Genomic DNA, 16,436 nt, shown 5'->3' with positions numbered 1-16,436 from the left:
GGTCTTGGTCAGTTCTTCCCACATGGGGCGCTCCGGGAGTGGCAGACGAAGGGGCGGGCACAGTATCCCGTGTTGCCGGCGTGGCGAATTGGATCGTACACGCGTGCTGCGACGCAGGATGACAGATTCGTGGCACTTCGATCATTCTCGCCGCCGGTGTGTCAGGGGGCGCATCGCTTATTCATTCAACGCAGGGATATCGATGAATCGCCGACGCATGACGCCGTGTACGAGCGTGTCCGCTCTCCAGCCCCGCCCCCTGGCCCTCGCTTGCGCCGCGGCGATGCTGCTGTTCTCCGGCAGCGAGGTATTCGCCCAGGAGCAATCGCCGCCGCCGGCGACACCACAAAGTGAGACGCCGTCCACAAAACCGGCAAAGAATGCCAAAGAGCAGGACAAGCGCGCCGCCAATCCGGATGCCGTGAGCAATCTCGATGCGGTCGTCGTCACCGGCATCCAGGGCAGCATCCAGAACTCCCTGAAGGCGAAGCAGAGCTCCGACAACATCATCGAAGCGATCTCGGCGGAGGATATCGGCAAGCTGCCCGATAGCAGCATCGCCGAAAGTCTCTCGCGCCTTTCCGGCCTGGCCACGCAGCGCGTGGATGGCCGCGCCAACCAGATTTCCATCCGCGGCCTTTCGCCCGACTTCGCCGGCACCACGCTGAACGGTCGCGAGCAGGCCACCATCGGTGAGAACCGCGGCGTGGACTTCGACCAATATCCGTCCGAGCTGATCAGCGGCGCGGCGGTCTACAAGACACCGAACGCCAGCCTGATCGGCCAGGGCCTGTCCGGCACGGTGGACCTGCACACGATCAAGCCACTCGACCTTGCCAACCGCACGCTCGCGGCCAACCTCCGTGGTGAAAGCACGACCAACGGCAGCCTGAATCACGGCAGTGGCGTCGGCGACGCCGGTCACCGCGCCAGCTTCTCGTACATCGACCAGTTCTTCGATCACACCCTCGGCCTGGCCGTGGGTTTCGCGCAGCTGGATTCGCCGGTGCAGGAAAAGCAGTACCAGGCATGGTGGTGGAGCAACAACAACGGTCCGAACGGCGCGGAAGGACAATGGGGCGCGGCACGCACGCCCGGCTTGCCCGACGATGTGCTCTCGCAGGAAGGCGCCCAATTACGCGCCAAGTCCGAGAACCAGCTGCGCAACGGCCTGATGACCGTCCTCGAGTGGGCGCCCGACGATCACTACCACTCGACCCTCGACCTGTACTACTCCACGTTCGACCAGAAGACCTACCTCAACGGCGCCCAGTGGTCGAGCAGCCCGTACGACAACGTCTCGTATTCCAACATCGGCACCGTACCGTCCCAGCCCTACCCGATCGTCACCTCGGGCCATATCGACGGCCTGAAAACAGTGCTGCAGAACGAGTACACCAAGGAGCGCGATAAGCTGTTTTCGGTCGGCTGGAACAACCAGTACGACTTCGGCAACGGCTGGAACGCCACGGCGGATCTCTCGTATTCCAGTGCGAAGAAGCGCTTGCACGACGCTTACCTGTTCGCCGGCCTGCCGGATCAGGCGACATCGTCGACGGACTTCCAGACACGGCGTGACGAAGGCTTTCCGGACTTTTCGCCCGGCACCGACTGGTCCAACACCTCGGCGGTCAACCTGACCGATCCCAATAACTACGGCTACGACGGCCGCGAGGAATACGACAAGCAGCACGACACGATCAAGGCGATCCGCCTGGAAATCAGCCATCCGGTGGGCTGGATCTTCAGCGACTTCAACTTCGGCGTGAACTACTCCGACCGCAAGAAGACCAAGCAGGCCGATGTCCTCTTCGCCTGGCTCAACGGCAACGGTTCGACATCGAGCGACTACCTGCCTGGCTTCGCTACGCCGATCGATCCGGGCGCACTCAGCGGCATCACGAATCTCGGCTTCGGCGGCATCCCCGCCATCGCCAATTACGACGTCCTGCAGGCGCTCGACAGTCAGTACTACCTCACCGAGCGCAATACCCAGGGTGACTGGAGTCGCAATTACACGGTGCGCGAGAAGGTCCCTGTCGTCTACCTCAAGCTGAACATCGATACGATGCTCGGCGACATCCCGCTACGCGGAAACATGGGCGTGCAGGCCGTCCGTACGATCCAGTCGTCCGACGCGCTGCAGACCAATGGCGATGCCCTGGTCGGCCGCATCGCCGATGGCACGAACTACAACAAGGTCTTGCCCAGCCTGAACCTGGTCGCCGAAGTATCGGACAAGCAGTACCTACGCTTCGGCCTTGCCAAGACCATGGCTCGTGGCCGTATCGACGACGAGAAGGTCGCCACCTCGGCTGACGTTGCGCTGGTCACCGATGGTCCCGCTGCGGGCCAGGTGCTTTGGTCGGGCAGCGGCGGCAACCCGAAGCTCAAACCCTATATCGCCGTCGGTGCGGATCTTTCGTGGGAGAAGTATTTCGGCACGGCGAGCTATGTTGCAGCCGCGGTGTTCAACAAGAACCTGCTGAACTACATCTACAACGAGACGACGCTCGACTACGACTTCTCGCGCTACACCAACGACTCGCCGACGCTCACCCCGACCAGCACCATCGGCTCGTTCACCCGGCCGGAGAACGGCACGGGCGGACGGATGCAAGGCCTGGAGCTTTCAGGATCGTTCGAAGGCGGACTGCTGACCCACGCGCTCGATGGCTTCGGCATGCAGGCGAATTTCTCGCTGACCAACAGTTCCCTGCCGGTGAGCGCGGTGTCGACCATTCCCGGCAGTCCGTCCACCCTGCCCGGCCTGTCACGCAAGGTCGCCAACCTCGCCTTTTACTACGAGAAGTACGGCTGGTCGGTGCGCATTGCCGAGCGCTATCGTTCGTCGTTCACAGGCGAGGCGGTGGCCTTGTTCGACCAGCTCGGTTACACCAAGGTCCTGGCGGACAAGCAGACTGACTTCCAGCTCGGCTATGCCTTTTCCGAAGGCCGGTACAGCGGATTGTCGGTGCTGCTGCAGGTCAACAACCTCAGCAACTCGCCGATGAAGACGCAGCAAATCGCCTCGTTGCCCAACAACCTGAAGATCGCCCGGCCGCTCGAATACGACACCTACGGCCGCACGCTGATGTTCGGCGTGAACTACAAGCTCTGAGCGCGGATCAACCGGGCCAGGGCGTATCCGATGCGGGCTGGCCGAGGTGTTCCTCGGCCGGTCCGGCGCAGGCCCAGCAAGGGACGCCGATCTGGCATCCAACTTCTTCGTCGATGTAGGTCAGCTCACCCACGCCCTGGCAGATCGGGCAAGGCGGGTCGCCGGCTTCCGCGTGACTGGCGATGGGCATGGCAGCGAGCCTCATGCGGTCTTCGATGGCTCGTTATACGCTCTTACCATCAAAGGCGCGTCGACGCCGGAGGTGCAGCATGCTCAGGCAGTACCCGTCGGACCGGCCCACCACAGCGCCCTCGCTTGCCCGTCGCTTCGTCTGGACGATCGCGGGCGCACTGATTCTCGCGCCGCTCGTCTACATGGCCTCGGCGATCGTTCTCGGCGCCATTCCGGTGAATCGTGACTGGCGACCCGCCAGCGACGGCGTCACCGTATGGCTCACGACCAACGGCGTACACGCCGGGCTGGCGATGCCCGCGCGGCATCCATTGATGGACTGGACGACGCTGTTTTCCCCGGTGCACAACGCGCAGCGCAGCGAGGCGGACGCCGATGAGTACGTCACCGTGGGCTGGGGCGACCGAACCTTTTTCCTCGACGTGCCGCGATGGCGCGACCTGACGACAGGCACCGCGCTCAAGGCGATCAGCGGACGCGATACCGCCGCGATGCACGTGGAGTACGGTCCCGCACCCAGCAACGATGCGTCGGCAGTGAGGCTGGTCATGACACCCGAGGCCTACGCGCGACTTGTCGCCTATGTACGCCGCAGCGTCGCCACTGACGAAGCGGGCGCGTCCGTGTGGATCCCCGGCCACCGATACGACGTGAACGACGCCTTCTACGAAGCGAAGGGTCGCTACAGCCTGTTCGTCACCTGCAACCAGTGGACACGCGACGCCCTCGCGGAAAGCGGTGTGCGTGCGCCGGTCTGGTCGCCGTTCGACACGGCGCTGTTCTGGCAGCTACGCGACCAGGCCACCCCCTAGGCGGACGACTTCCCGGCAAGGGCGGCGACACGCTCGCGCAACCACCGATGCCCTGCGTCGGCCTGCATGCGTGGATGCCACGAGGCGTAGAGGGAAATATCGTGCGTGGGGACAGGCAGGTCGAAAGCATCCAGTCGCCCGGCAAAACGCTGGACGAGCCGCGATGGCATGACCCCGACATAGTCGGTCGCCTCGAGGATGTCGGGCATCAGGTGATACTGCGGCACGGACACGGCCACCTGGCGACGGCGACCGACCTTCTGTAGATAGTCGTCCATGAAGCCGTGGAAGCCACCGCCGTCCAGCGAGACGAGGACGTGGCGCAAGGCGCAATAGGTGTCCAGGTCCGGCGGCGTCGCACCACGCGGGTGACCCTTGCGCTGGGCCATGAGGTAACGGTCCTCGAGCAATACGCGGGCTTTCATCGCCGGTGGGATGAGGCTCTTGATGCTGATGAGCAGGTCCACATCGCCGTTGACCATCAGCGTGCCGATCCGCGCCGGATCCACCGGCCGGAAGGCGACGCGGATGCCTGGCCCAGCATGCGCGGCGACCCACGCCACGAGGTCGACACCGAGGATCGCCACGCCGTTGTCGCTCATCGCGATCTGGAAGGCACGGCTGCTCTGCATGGGATCGAAGTCGGGCGCGTGGGTGACCACGCGGTCGAGATCACGGAGCGCGCCCCGCAGCGGATCGCGCAGGCCCACCGCGCGGGCGGTCAAAGTCATGCCGCGCCCGCCTTCCGCCGGCAGCAGCAACGGATCGCCAAAGAGCTCACGCAGGCGTGCGAGCTGGGCGGACAGCGCAGGCTGGCTGAGCTTGAGGCGGCGGGCCGCCCGCGTGACGTTGGCTTCGTCGAGCAGCACGTCCAGCGAGGCGAGCAGGTTCAGGTCGATCCGGGTGATATCCATATGATGGATAGCTCGTATGTCTGGCATCGACGTTGATTATAGGTCTCGCGGCCCGACGTAGTGCGCTCCCTTACCGCTGCGGAGCCTCCATGGCCCGTTTATCCCCACCGCTGGTGCTGCGCGTGCTCAGCATCTGCAACTTCGCTCTCGGCAGCGCGTCCCTGGCCGTCGTCGGTGCCCAGGCCTCGATGGTCAGCGGCGGCATGAGCGTCGCCCAGGCGGCCGAGCTGGTCGCCGTCTTCGCCCTGACCTTCTCCCTCGGCGCGCCCTTGGCCCAGGTCTTCATCGGCCATCGGCGGCGACGCGACGTGCTGATCGGCGGTCTGCTGATCCTCGCGCTCGGCTCGGTGCTGTGCGCCGTGGCGCCGAGCTACGGCTGGTTACTCGCGGCGCGCGTGCTGGCCGGTCTCGGAGCGACCGTGGTCGGTCCGATGGCGTCCTCGATCGGCGCCGGCATCGTTCCGCCCGAGCGGCAGGGCCACGCGCTGGCCGTCGTCTTCAGCGGCATCGCCATCGCCAGCGTGCTGTCGGTTCCCCTGGCCATCTCGGCCTCCGCCGCCTTGGGCTGGCGTGTCGTGTTCGTGGGCCTGGCGGTGCTTGCCGGTGCGGCCGCCCTGCTCGTCTGGCTCACCGTGGACGACCAGTCGCGCGGCGTCCGGCTGGACCTGCGCCGGTTGGTGAAGGCCTTGACCCATCCGGCGACCGGTACGGGACTGGCCGTGATCTTCTTCCAGGTCTCCGCGTACTTCGTCACCTATACGCTGATCACCTCCCTGCTTCGCGATCGCTTCGGCGCGGACACAGCGACCGCATCGGCGATCATGTTCGGCTTCGGCATCCTTGGCGTGGCCGGCAACTGGCTCGCGCAGCGCCTGGCTTTGCGCTTCGGCGCCAACCGCCTGCTCTATGCCGCGATGGGCACGACGCTGCCGGTGTTCCTGGCCTTGGCCGTCGTCCCGGCCTATTGGTGGGCGCCGGTGCTCCCGCTGCTCGTGTGGGCACTGGCGCAGGATGTGTTCTATCCCTCGCAGCAGCGCCGCGTGGTCGAGCTGGAGCCGGAGATTCGTGGCCTCGTCCTCGCCCTCAATTCGTCGGGCCTGTTTGCCGGCATCGCCCTCGGCTCGTTCCTTGGCGGCCGCGTGGCCCAGGCCAGCGGCGTCGCCACGCTGCCGGTGATCTCCCTGCTATTGACCGCCCTCGCCCTGACGGCGCTGACGATCTCCCGCCTCGCCGCCCGCAAGCACGACCGTCAGCTGCGATCGATGCGCGCCGCGTAGCAACCGTAAGCGGCGTAATGGACGTGCGCATAGCGCACCGACGACATGGCGAACATGCGCTCGATCGCTTCGTCCAGCACGGTGCCTTCGACGAGCACCGCGCTGGCGATGTGTTCGCGCTCGTCGAATCCGCGGAGCGAAAGCGTGCGCGTGCGCAGGACCTCGGGGACCTCGTCGCTCACCTCGCAGGCCTCGGTCGCCCCTTCGCGAATGAAGATGGCGTGGCTCGAACGATACGGCGACTGCGCAGGCTGGTGCGTGTGGTTGAGCAGGAGCAAAGCTTCGCCGCGGCGCGCGTTGCGTAGCTCGATGCGCTCGGGATAGCCCGTATCGTTCGACGCGACGACACGGATCACGCCGCGCTTGTCGAGCTGTGCTTCATCCAGGCCGTACAGCGACAGGAAGGGCTTCGGATCGATACCGGTGATGCGGAAGGACATGACGTGGCTCCGTGGTGGGGATGAAGCGATGTTCCGCTGACGCTCCCTTGCCCACCATCCGGATCTTGCGTCCTTGCGTTACAGCGGCGCTTTACCGTCACGACGGAACCGCGCCGGCGTCGTCCCCATCACCCGTGCGAATGCCTTGCCGAACGCTGATTCGGAGCGATAGCCGACACGGTCGGCCACCGCGCCTGCCGTGAGCTCGCCACGACGCAACAGGTCGGCAGCCAGGTGCATGCGCAGTAGCGTCAGCACTTCATGCGGTGCGACGTTGCCGCGTGCTTCGAAGTGCCGCGCGAAGGTGGCGCGCGACATCGCCGCCTGGTCGGCCAGGGACGCCACCGTCCACTCGCGCTCGGGCTCGCGCAACATGGCGAGCAAAGCACGACTGAGCCGGGGATCGACCATCAGTCCGAGCAGGGACGGCGGCATCACGCCGTCGCGCAACTGGGCGCGCACTGCGAAAACGAACAACGCCTGGGTCAACGCGGTGACGACCGCCAGGGCGCCCGGTTCCATCCGTGCCACTTCATCGCGAAACATCGTGACGATGCCGGACAGCGCGTCGATACCATGTTCGCGACCCAGCCGGATGTGCAGGACCTCGGGCAAGGCGCTGAAGAGCAAGCGGCCCGCGTCCGGCGCGAAGGTGAAGCGACCACAGAGCAGGTCGAGGTCGGTGTCGCCTTCCGTGTTGCGTTTGACGCGGAAGGGACCGGCGTGATCGAGCGAGACGGCGGTCTGGACATCGCGCCCGCGCAGGTCGTGCACGCGATGACGGGTGCCCTGCGGTAACACGAGCAGGTCGCCCGCTTCCATCACCACCGTATGCCCGGGCAGTTCCATCGCCGCGCTACCGCCAAGCACCAGGTGAAACGGCGCCTCGCCCGGTTCCGCATCGACATGGTCGAGGCTGAACCCCCCGGCCAGTTGGCAACGAAGATCCAGGGTGCCCTGCACCTGGGCCAGCTCGAGCACACGAGTCAAGGCATCCATGAGACGTTCGCGCCATTCATTGAGTGATATGAGTATTCATCCTCTCAGTCTGGCGAGCAACACTTTCTCCGCCCCTTACGGAGAACCTCGTCCCATGAACGCCACTGCCCGCCACGCCCTCACCACCTTTGTCCGCACCGAGCGGCTCGGCCCGAACCTCATGCGCCTCGCCATCGCCATCGTCTTCCTGTGGATCGGCGCGCTGAAGTTCGTCCCCTTCGAAGCCGACAGCATCACACCCTTCGTCGCCAACAGCCCGGTCATGTCGTTCTTCTACAACCATCCGGACGAGTACAAGGCGCACCTGACGCACGAAGGCCAGCTCGTCCCCGAGCAGCGCGAATGGCAGACCGCGAACAACACCTACGGCTTCTCCACCGGCCTGGGTATCGTCGAATGGACCATCGCCCTGCTCGTGCTCTCCTATCCCCTGTCGAAGAAACTCGGCTTACTGGGCGCCTTCCTCTCCTTCGGAACCACCCTGGTGACGCTGTCCTTCCTGTTCACCACACCCGAAGCGTGGGTGCCCGCGCTGGGCGATGCGCAACACGGTTTCCCCTATCTGTCCGGCGCCGGACGCCTCGTCCTCAAGGACGCGATGATGCTGGCGGGTTCGTGGATCATCGGCATCGATGCGGCCAAGGCGATCCTCGCCGGTGATCAGAAGCGATAACCGACGCTCACCCCATATACCCAGGGATCGAGGTGGGCGGTGCCAACCCGGGCACCGTCCACCTTCACCTTGGAATCGATATCGATCCAGCGCGCATCGACCGTGAACGTCCAGCGCGCATTCAATGCGATATCGACGCCGCCGTGCCATGCGACGCCCCATGTGTCACCGAGGCTCACGTTCGTTCCCTGCAGGGCGTCATGCCCCTTCGTATCGAAGAAGTGCGTGTAGTTGACGCCGACACCGAGAAAAGGCGACACGGTCTGCCCGGCGAGGAAGTGATAGTTCACGCCGACCACGGGTGGCAGTTGCTTCACGCCGACCGCGCGCTGCCCATCGAGGCGAACGTCATGCTGGAACGGCAGCGCCGCGAGCAGTTCGACGCTCCACGACGGTGTCAGCAGGTACTCCATGCTGACCGAAGGGCGAAGGCTTCGTGTGGTGCTCGACGACAGGCCGGCGAGGTCGCCCGTGTTCGACTTCGGATCGACCACGTGCGCGCCGACATGCACGATCCACGGTGATTCCACGCTTTGCCCCACTGCGCTGCCGAGAGGCGCTGCGCAAAGTACGCCCGCGATGATGAGATGTTTGAGGTGTGACACGTCGAACTCCTTGCCTGCTTGCATCGGTCGTGACCGGATGCCGACAGGTTAGGAATTCAACGTGCGAAAGATGCGGAAAGTCGCTCTGGCGCGACAATCTGCCCGGTATCGCGCGGCTGCTGCGATGTCGCTGTTACGACGTCGCCGTCGGTGCGGTAATCACGGACGGCGGCAGGAATTTGTTCTGTGCAAGACGGACGATCGTGCCGACGGTCAACAGCAGCATCACCGCGTTGGTGAAGACGAACAACACCGGTGCCAGCTCGGCGATCGCACCGGTCAGCCCGCGCAAGCTCATCGTCATGGCGCTACCCGATAGCGCCGTGATACCGAAGCTGAAAGCCCAATAGCTCGACGCGAACGGTTGCTTTGCAATCCACGGAAACAGGCGAATCATCAGCAGCAATTGCACGAGGCCATAGCCCCAAGCCGCCTGCACCATGAGCTCCGGCATGCCCTGCGTGTTCGCCAGCCAGGCGACGGCGGCCACGGCCGGCGGCGCGAGCTGGATACCCAGCGTCGGTCGCAGGGGCGGCGGCAGAGGCGTCGCGTTGAGCAGCCGGTTGACGATGACCGACTCGAGCGCGAGCCAGCTGAACACGCCGACCCCGAAAAAAAGGATCCCCCACGATGGGAAGCCGAGGATGCCTGCCGATGCGGCGATGATCAGGTTGCCGGCCACCGAAGGCAGGTAGATCACCGGCGTGGTCGTGGAGATGTCGCGATCGCCTTGCAGCATGGCGCCGAAGCGCCACAGCGCGAAGACGACCTGTCCCACGCCACCGGTCAGCAGCGCGGCGACGGCCAGGCCATGCGCATGCGGCGCCAGCACGATGCCCATCAGGGCGCCCGACGATGGCACCAGACCGATGAAGCAGCATTGCACGGGATGGCGTGCTTCCTCGATCGCGGCCGCCCTGTGCACGAGCCACTTGTACGCATAGGCAAGGGTGAGCACCGCGCAGACGACGAAGGCCACGGCCATGATGCTTTCGCCGATCGCCGACGGCAGCCCCCACAGGCGCGACGCGGTTCGCCAATTGGAGCCCAGACCGACAAGGCCGAGGACCATGCCGAAGAACGACGCGGGAATGGGACGCGGAAGAGCCATGGAACCCCCTGTAGACGACCGTGAGACGGATGAGCCAGAACTAGAACGTTTCGCGTATTTCCCCGCGCACGGCGCGGGACCATCATGTTCTCACCGACGACGCAAACCCGTGCCGCCGGCCATTCCTGAGGATCATCCCATGCTTGACTGGCCTGAATATCGCAACGAACTGGGCGCCCGTATTGGTGAAATCGCCAAGCTCAGCCCGGACACCATCAAGGGTTACCAGACCTTGTCCGGGGCTGGCGCCAAGACCAACCACCTCAATGCGAAGACGCGCGAACTGATCGCCCTGGCCGTCTCCGTTACCACGCGTTGCGATGGCTGTATCACCGTCCACACGGCCGAAGCGCTAAAGCATGGCGCCACGCGCGAAGAGATCGGCGAAGCCCTCGGTGTGGCCGTCGCCCTCAACGCCGGCGCCGCGCTCGTCTACTCCGCCCGAGTGATGGACGCCACCGCAGCCTACTCAAAATCCTGACTGTAGGAGCCGATTCATCGGCGAATGGGTGCTAGCCTCGCCCTGGCTCTCTGTAGGAGCCGATTCATCGGCGAATGGGTGCTAGCCTCGCCCTGGCCCGCTGCCGCGGGATCGCCGATAAATCGGCTCCTACATTTTGTCGGGGACGTCGATCGCCAGCAGGGACAACACCTTCTCCAGCACGCCCAACGTCAGCACACAAAATCCCAGACGCGACGTACGCACCTCGGGGTCGGCTTCACTCAACACCGGGCACTCCGCATAGAACCGGCTGAACCGTTGCGCGAGACCGAACGCATACTCGGCAAGCACCCCCGGCTGCATCACCCGTGCCGACTCCGCCACGACATCACCCAGCCCCAGGCAGGCGATGACCAGGGCCCGCTCGCTGTCCGCTTGCGGTATTCCGTGCTCCACGACCGTGGCGCCATTCACAACGGACATGCCATCAACTGCAGCGACACCGCCCGCTTTCGCCAACAGCGACCGCAAGCGCACACACGCGTACTGCAGATACGGCCCGGTACGCCCTTCAAAAGCCACCAGCCGCTCGACATCGAACACATAACCCGACAAGCGATCGCCGGACAGGTCAGCAAACTTCACCGCGCCGACGCCCACGCGCCGGGCGAGCTCCAACCGGCCCGCATCATCCAGTTCCCTTCCATAGCCGGACCCCTCGATACGCTCGGCGGCCTTTGCTACGGCATCCTCAAGGAGATCGGTGAGCCGGGCGACGCCGCCATCGCGCGTCTTGAACGGACGGCCGTCGGCACCGTTCACCGTACCGAAGCCGACGTGGATCAACTCGACGCCCGGCGCAATGCCCGCCTTCGCCGCCGCACGGAACACCTGCTCGAAATGCAGGGCCTGCCGTTGATCGACCACATACACCACGCGTGCAAGGCCTTCATGCATCGCACGTGCTTCCAGCGTCGCCAGGTCGGTCGTCGCGTAGAGCGCGGCGCCATCACGCTTGGCCAGCAACAAGGGTGGCACCTCGAAAGCGTCGTCCGGGGTGGCAACGTCCACGACCAGGGCACCGTCGCTTTCCCGTGCGACGCCACTGGCACGGAGCCGCTCGACCAGGGGCGTGATCGCATTGCGGACATCGCTCTCGCCATCGAGTGCGTCGAACACGACGCCGAGCTCGCGGAAGTCTGCCACCTGCGAGGCCAGGCTCAACTCCCGCAATGCACGCCACAAGGCGAGCAGCCCCGGATCGCCTGCCTGTAGGGCCGCCGTATCGGCGCGCGCCTCGGCCATGCGTGCGGGATCGCTGCGGCAGGCCGCGGCCGCTTCGGGATACAGGCGTTCGAGTTCGTCGAGGCTCACCGGTGCACTAGCCGGAGAGGTCTCGCCTGCGCCTGGGTGAAAGAAAATGAGGGAAGGGTCGCGATGCCGGATGGCCGAGCTCAGCATGCCCATCTGCAGCCCCCAGTCCCCCAGGTGCGCATCGCCGAGGGTGCGCCAGCCGAGCGCCGCGTGGAGGCGACGCAGGCTTTCGCCGAGGACCAGCGAGCGCAGGTGCCCCACATGGAGCGGTTTGGCCACGTTCGGCCCACCGAAATCGAGGATGACCAGGCGCCCCCGGCCGGTGTCCGGAATGCCGAGGCTTGCCTGAGCGGCCATCGCCCGAGCGGACGCTGCCAGAAAGGCACCAGCCAGGGTCAGGTTGACGAAACCCGGCCCCGCAACCTCCACCGCCGCAAACATCGGCCGCTGCCGGAGGAGGCCTGCGATATCACCGGCCAGCTCTCGTGGCGGTCTGCCGAGTTCGCGCGCCAGGGCGAGCGCGGCATTGCATTGGAAGTCGCCGAAGTCCGGCCGCGTCGAGGGCTGGGCGCGGGCCAACGAGGCAGGCAGACCAAGGGTGGCGAACACGCTGGCGAGCGAGGCGTCGACGTGCGACGCCAGGGACAGGAACATGGGCTTCTCCGTAAACGATGGGCACAGGCGCACGCATGAGCGCGCGGCGTCGCGTCAGCGCATCGTTCGTCGTCGGAGCAGTCGTGTTGACGTCATGGGTTCGATTTAGCCGGAAAAGGCCAGTCTTCGCAAGCAAGCAACGAATCGATGCGTATGCTCGAAGCCAGGTGATTGAAGGAGATGGGTATGACGGCTTCAAAGCGACCCGGTGCGCACACCGTCGTGATCGTCGGTGGTGGCGCGGCGGGTATCGAACTGGCAGCGCGATTGGGCAAACGCGGCGACCTCGACGTCGCCCTGGTCGACCGGGACGCCAGTCACTTCTGGAAGCCGCGCCTGCACGAGCTTGCGGTCGGCCTGCTTGGCGATGGCGAAGAAGCGGTGCCTTACCTGGCGCATGCCCAGTCGCATGGATACCGCTTCGAACCCGGCGCGCTCCAGCGCGTCGATCCGGTGGCGAAAACCATTGCACTGGACGAAGTCCGCTTTCCGCTCACCGACGACATCATCCTGCCGGCGCGTAGCCTGAGCTATGACACCCTCGTGCTCGCCTTCGGCAGTCGCGTGAACGATTTCGGCACGCCTGGCGTCCTCGAGTATTGCGACATGCTGGACAGCCCGGCCCAGGCCATCGACCTGCGTCGCAAGATCCTGGCGCTGGCGTTACGCACCGCGGGCGATCCGGACAAGCGCATCAGTATCGGCATCGTCGGCGCGGGAGCGACCGGCGTGGAACTGGCGGCCGAGCTGCACCACGCGTTCAACGACATGCACCGTTACGGTGGCCTCGATCCCGCCAGCAAGCTGGACATCACCTTGATGGACATGGCGAAACGCGTCCTGCCCAACGTCGATCCACGCACCTCGGAGTCGGCGGAAAAGATCCTCCGGCGCATGGGCGTGACGCTGCGCACCGGCGTTGGCGTCGACGCGGTCGAAGACGGCGCCTTCCACCTCTCCGATGGCACGAGCGTGCACTGCGATATCCAGGTGTGGGCAGCCGGCGTCACCGGACACGACATGGTCAAGGGCCTCGGGCCCTTCGAACTCTCCAGGGACCGGCGCATCCTGGTCGATGGTCAGCTAAAGGCCCAAGGCCTGACCGACATTTACGCCATGGGCGACTGCGCCTTCGCCACCACGACGCCCGGCGGCCCCAGCGTCCCACCCACGGCCCAAGCGGCACACCAGCAGGCCACTTACCTCGCCCGCGCCCTGCCCCGTGCCCTTCGAGGCGAGAGCGTCAGCCCCTTCGTTTATCACTCCAAGGGCACCCTGGTGTCCCTCGGCTCGCGCCAGGCCACGGGCGAACTTCCTTCCGGACCGAAGGGCCGATCGATCATTCCGATGCGTGGCTGGGTGGCGAAGATGCTCTACGTGTCCTTGCAGCAACTGCACCGCGCCACCCTGCACGGCTGGCCGCGGGCGACCGCGCTGTGGCTCGCCGACTGGTTACGCAACACGACCTTGCCGCCGGTAAAACTTCACTAGGCGAGGCAGAGGCGCGGCGAGCTAACCGCTCGCCGCGTGTCCACGCGCTCAACGGAAAGATTGACGCGATAACCTACCGCGGCCAATGCGGCTTCAACCTGTTCCAACTTGGAACTGTGGGTCAAGTCGAGCAGACGGTCGATCTGCGGGGCATGCATGCCTAGCCTGCGTGCCAGATCCGATTTACGAAGGCCGTTGGCGCGCATAGCCTCGTAAAGTCCGATTTTGGCCACGTCCAGCGCAGGCAACGAGACCCAATACTCGCCTCGCTTTTTTTCGCTGGCGCGGGGGATTGGCTGACGCCGGTCGATGTGATCCTGCAGGATATGTTAGGTGGGTTTGCGTAGGCGTTTACCGCAAGGTTGGGGCCGCCGGCTCCCCATTTCCTCGACCGCCGCTTTCACGCAAGAAACCGCCCAAGTCGCTATAACCGGCGGTGTGCCAGGTGCCTTCACCTCAGGACAGTGACGTGGATCACGTCCGGCCGGCTGCCGAGCCGCTACGTTCCGCTGTCCCCTGCCCAGGAGTCGCGATGCGAGCCGCGCCCATACCCGACGACGAGTCGCGCCGCCTCGAGCGGCTCCGTAGCCTGGCCGTGCTGGACACGGCGCCGGAGCCCTTCTTCGACGGTATCGTGCGGGTGGCTTCCCTGGTCACCGGCTCGCCGATCGCCCTGGTCAGCCTGATCGATCACGACCGCCAGTGGTTCAAGGCACAGGTTGGCCTGGAGGGCGTGACCGAGACGCACCGCGACGTGTCCTTCTGTGCCCACGCGATCCACAGCCAGGCGCTCTTCGAAGTGCGCGACACCCACGACGACGAGCGCTTTTTCGACAATCCCCTGGTCGAAGATGACCCCAACGTCCGCTTCTACGCAGGCATGCCGATCGCGATGCAGGGCGGATCCGGCATGGGCACGCTCTGTGTCATCGACCACGTGCCCCGCGAGCTGACCGAGAGCCAGCGAGAGATCCTGGCCACCCTCGCCGGGCTGGTCGGCATGGCGCTGGAACAGCGCGCCACGGCCCTCGAGCGTAGTGCGGCACTGGCTCGCGAGATCGCGCTGGAACGCGATCTCAGGCGCACCGCGCAGGATTGGCAGGCGCGCCTCCGCGCCAGCGAATCCTTCCTCGACCGTACCGGCGCCGTAGCCGGGGTCGGTGGCTTCGAGGTGGACCTGGCGTCGAACAAGGTGCACTGGTCCGCGCAGACCTGCCGGATCCACGACATGCCGCCGGGCTATGAGCCCAACCTCGACGAGGCCTTCGCGTTCTTTCCCGAGAGCGCACGCGAGACCATCCGCGCTGCCGTCGAACGAGGCATCGCCAGTGGCACCGGCTGGGATGTCGAGCTGCCCCTCCTGACGGCACGGCACCGCTCGCTCTGGGTGCGCTCGGTCGGCGAGGTTGAGCCGCGGGGCGGTCCGGCCAAGCGCCTCGTCGGCGCGATCCAGGACACCACCGATCGCCGACGCGCGGTCGCCTCACTGGAAGCGAGCGAGCGACGCTTCCGTCAGCTGTTCCATTACAGCCTGGGGTTGATCTGTACGCACGATCTCGACGGCATCCTGCTCTCGGTCAATCCCGCCGCGGCGCATTCGCTGGGCTATCCGGTCAACAGCCTGATGGGGCGGCCACTCACCGATTTCATGCGGCCGGAAGTCGTGCCCGCCTTCCACGCGTATCTGCGCCGTATTGGCGACGAAGGCAGCGATTCGGGTCGGCTCGAATTGCGCGCATCCAACGGCGACCTGCGCATCTGGGCATATCACAACGTGCTCGACGACGATGACGACGAGCGCTACGTGCTCGGCCACGCGCAGGACATCACCGAACAGTACCGACAGGAACGGCAGCTGCGCGAATGGTCGCTGAGCGACCCCCTCACCCACTGCTTCAACCGGCGCTACCTGGATCAACTCGGCGAACTGACGCGCGATGAGACGCTCGGCTGCATCACGGTGGACCTCGATCACTTCAAGGCCATCAACGATACCTACGGCCACCAGCGTGGCGATGACGTACTGGTCGACATGGCGAGTTTCCTGCGGGCACCTGTCCGCGACGACGATGCTGTCGTGCGTCTGGGTGGCGACGAATTTCTACTGGTATTGCGTCGCGCCAACGAGGCGCACCTGGCCGAGGTGAGCGCGCGCTTGCGCAGCGAAGCAAACGCTGCGCCCATCGCCTTCACCCTTGGCGCCGCCATGAAACAGGCAGGCACACCGCTGGACGCTGCGCTGAGCCGCGCGGACGAACGCCTCTACCAAGAGCGGGCACGCCGTACATTGTAGGAGCCGCTTCAGCGGCGAACCCTCAGGCTATCAACGATACGAATGACGCATTGCGTTCAAACAGGCCGGCGGTTGAACAGCCGGCCTGATGTCGTGCA

At 65.4% G+C, this 16,436-nt stretch carries 14 protein-coding genes; 7 read left to right on the top strand and 7 right to left on the bottom strand.

The features are described 5' to 3' along the window. Nucleotides 1-202 precede the first annotated feature (202 nt). On the top strand, nt 203-3,121 hold the full coding sequence (locus tag AC1DYM_RS04360; RefSeq protein WP_477336295.1) for a TonB-dependent receptor: 2,919 nt from the start codon (nt 203-205) through the stop codon (nt 3,119-3,121). A 7-nt stretch (nt 3,122-3,128) separates the two neighbouring features. Here the strand turns inward: AC1DYM_RS04360 and AC1DYM_RS04355 are convergent, their stop codons facing one another. Beyond that, nucleotides 3,129-3,326: a hypothetical protein gene (locus AC1DYM_RS04355; RefSeq protein WP_477336293.1), complete on the bottom strand. Its 198-nt coding sequence runs from the start codon at nt 3,324-3,326 to the stop codon at nt 3,129-3,131. A gap of 64 nt (nt 3,327-3,390) precedes the next feature. On the opposite strand from AC1DYM_RS04355, the gene AC1DYM_RS04350 reads away from it, so the two are divergent. Then, nucleotides 3,391-4,125, top strand: coding sequence for a TIGR02117 family protein (locus tag AC1DYM_RS04350; protein WP_477336291.1), 735 nt, complete (start codon nt 3,391-3,393; stop codon nt 4,123-4,125). Here the strand turns inward: AC1DYM_RS04350 and AC1DYM_RS04345 are convergent. Next, on the bottom strand, nt 4,122-5,039 hold the full coding sequence (locus tag AC1DYM_RS04345) for a LysR family transcriptional regulator (RefSeq protein WP_477336289.1): 918 nt from the start codon (nt 5,037-5,039) through the stop codon (nt 4,122-4,124). The two genes, AC1DYM_RS04350 and AC1DYM_RS04345, sit on opposite strands and share 4 nt — an antisense overlap. Nucleotides 5,040-5,128: 89 nt before the next feature. Here AC1DYM_RS04345 and AC1DYM_RS04340 point away from each other — a divergent pair, with 89 nt between their 5' ends. Next, nucleotides 5,129-6,316, top strand: coding sequence for an MFS transporter (locus tag AC1DYM_RS04340; RefSeq protein WP_477336288.1), 1,188 nt, complete (start codon nt 5,129-5,131; stop codon nt 6,314-6,316). On the opposite strand, the gene AC1DYM_RS04335 is transcribed toward AC1DYM_RS04340, so the two are convergent. Next, nucleotides 6,289-6,756 (bottom strand): DUF1203 domain-containing protein, encoded by a 468-nt coding sequence (locus tag AC1DYM_RS04335; protein WP_477336286.1) that lies wholly within the window; start codon nt 6,754-6,756, stop codon nt 6,289-6,291. The two genes, AC1DYM_RS04340 and AC1DYM_RS04335, sit on opposite strands and share 28 nt — an antisense overlap. 78 nt (nt 6,757-6,834) lie before the next feature. After that, nucleotides 6,835-7,755, bottom strand: a complete 921-nt coding sequence (locus AC1DYM_RS04330) for an AraC family transcriptional regulator (RefSeq protein ID WP_477336284.1) — start codon at nt 7,753-7,755, stop codon at nt 6,835-6,837. Between the two features lie 94 nt (nt 7,756-7,849). Here AC1DYM_RS04330 and rclC point away from each other — a divergent pair, with 94 nt between their 5' ends. Then, complete coding sequence (gene rclC / locus AC1DYM_RS04325) at nt 7,850-8,428, top strand: reactive chlorine resistance membrane protein RclC (protein WP_477336282.1); 579 nt, start codon at nt 7,850-7,852, stop codon at nt 8,426-8,428. On the opposite strand, the gene AC1DYM_RS04320 is transcribed toward rclC, so the two are convergent. Together AC1DYM_RS04320 and tehA are read right to left on the bottom strand one after the other, a co-directional pair. Continuing rightward, the gene (locus AC1DYM_RS04320) at nt 8,416-9,033 is read right to left on the bottom strand and encodes an OmpW/AlkL family protein (RefSeq protein ID WP_477336280.1); all 618 of its coding nucleotides are present in this window, start codon (nt 9,031-9,033) and stop codon (nt 8,416-8,418) included. The two genes, rclC and AC1DYM_RS04320, sit on opposite strands and share 13 nt — an antisense overlap. A 133-nt stretch (nt 9,034-9,166) precedes the next feature. Further along, nucleotides 9,167-10,144 (bottom strand): dicarboxylate transporter/tellurite-resistance protein TehA, encoded by a 978-nt coding sequence (gene tehA / locus AC1DYM_RS04315; RefSeq protein WP_477336278.1) that lies wholly within the window; start codon nt 10,142-10,144, stop codon nt 9,167-9,169. Nucleotides 10,145-10,283: 139 nt separating this feature from the next. Between tehA and AC1DYM_RS04310 the strand changes: the two genes are divergently transcribed. Next, nucleotides 10,284-10,625, top strand: a complete 342-nt coding sequence (locus tag AC1DYM_RS04310) for a carboxymuconolactone decarboxylase family protein (RefSeq protein WP_477336276.1) — start codon at nt 10,284-10,286, stop codon at nt 10,623-10,625. 129 nt (nt 10,626-10,754) lie between these two features. On the opposite strand, the gene argS is transcribed toward AC1DYM_RS04310, so the two are convergent. After that, complete coding sequence (argS, locus tag AC1DYM_RS04305) at nt 10,755-12,554, bottom strand: arginine--tRNA ligase (RefSeq protein ID WP_477336274.1); 1,800 nt, start codon at nt 12,552-12,554, stop codon at nt 10,755-10,757. 186 nt (nt 12,555-12,740) lie between these two features. Between argS and AC1DYM_RS04300 the strand changes: the two genes are divergently transcribed. Together AC1DYM_RS04300 and AC1DYM_RS04295 are read left to right on the top strand one after the other, a co-directional pair. Continuing rightward, nucleotides 12,741-14,045 (top strand): NAD(P)/FAD-dependent oxidoreductase, encoded by a 1,305-nt coding sequence (locus AC1DYM_RS04300; protein ID WP_477336272.1) that lies wholly within the window; start codon nt 12,741-12,743, stop codon nt 14,043-14,045. 532 nt (nt 14,046-14,577) lie between these two features. Beyond that, nucleotides 14,578-16,338 carry a sensor domain-containing diguanylate cyclase gene (locus tag AC1DYM_RS04295; protein WP_477336270.1) on the top strand — a complete coding sequence of 587 codons (1,761 nt, stop codon included), beginning with the start codon at nt 14,578-14,580 and terminating at the stop codon, nt 16,336-16,338. The last annotated feature ends 98 nt before the right edge of the window (nt 16,339-16,436 follow it).

Source organism: Luteibacter sp. P1_D3, assembly GCF_056406135.1.
This window is presented reverse-complemented; position numbering and strand designations above follow the sequence as displayed.

Bases quoted from the DNA above. Each gene is read 5' to 3' on its own strand.
- AC1DYM_RS04360 (WP_477336295.1), top strand. From the start codon at position 203: ATGAATCGCCGACGCATGACGCCGTGTACGAGCGTGTCCGCTCTCCAG.
- AC1DYM_RS04355 (WP_477336293.1), bottom strand. From the start codon at position 3,326: ATGAGGCTCGCTGCCATGCCCATCGCCAGTCACGCGGAAGCCGGCGAC.
- AC1DYM_RS04350 (WP_477336291.1), top strand. From the start codon at position 3,391: ATGCTCAGGCAGTACCCGTCGGACCGGCCCACCACAGCGCCCTCGCTT.
- AC1DYM_RS04345 (WP_477336289.1), bottom strand. From the start codon at position 5,039: ATGGATATCACCCGGATCGACCTGAACCTGCTCGCCTCGCTGGACGTG.
- AC1DYM_RS04340 (WP_477336288.1), top strand. From the start codon at position 5,129: ATGGCCCGTTTATCCCCACCGCTGGTGCTGCGCGTGCTCAGCATCTGC.
- AC1DYM_RS04335 (WP_477336286.1), bottom strand. From the start codon at position 6,756: ATGTCCTTCCGCATCACCGGTATCGATCCGAAGCCCTTCCTGTCGCTG.
- AC1DYM_RS04330 (WP_477336284.1), bottom strand. From the start codon at position 7,755: ATGGATGCCTTGACTCGTGTGCTCGAGCTGGCCCAGGTGCAGGGCACC.
- rclC (WP_477336282.1), top strand. From the start codon at position 7,850: ATGAACGCCACTGCCCGCCACGCCCTCACCACCTTTGTCCGCACCGAG.
- tehA (WP_477336278.1), bottom strand. From the start codon at position 10,144: ATGGCTCTTCCGCGTCCCATTCCCGCGTCGTTCTTCGGCATGGTCCTC.
- AC1DYM_RS04310 (WP_477336276.1), top strand. From the start codon at position 10,284: ATGCTTGACTGGCCTGAATATCGCAACGAACTGGGCGCCCGTATTGGT.
- argS (WP_477336274.1), bottom strand. From the start codon at position 12,554: ATGTTCCTGTCCCTGGCGTCGCACGTCGACGCCTCGCTCGCCAGCGTG.
- AC1DYM_RS04300 (WP_477336272.1), top strand. From the start codon at position 12,741: ATGACGGCTTCAAAGCGACCCGGTGCGCACACCGTCGTGATCGTCGGT.
- AC1DYM_RS04295 (WP_477336270.1), top strand. From the start codon at position 14,578: ATGCGAGCCGCGCCCATACCCGACGACGAGTCGCGCCGCCTCGAGCGG.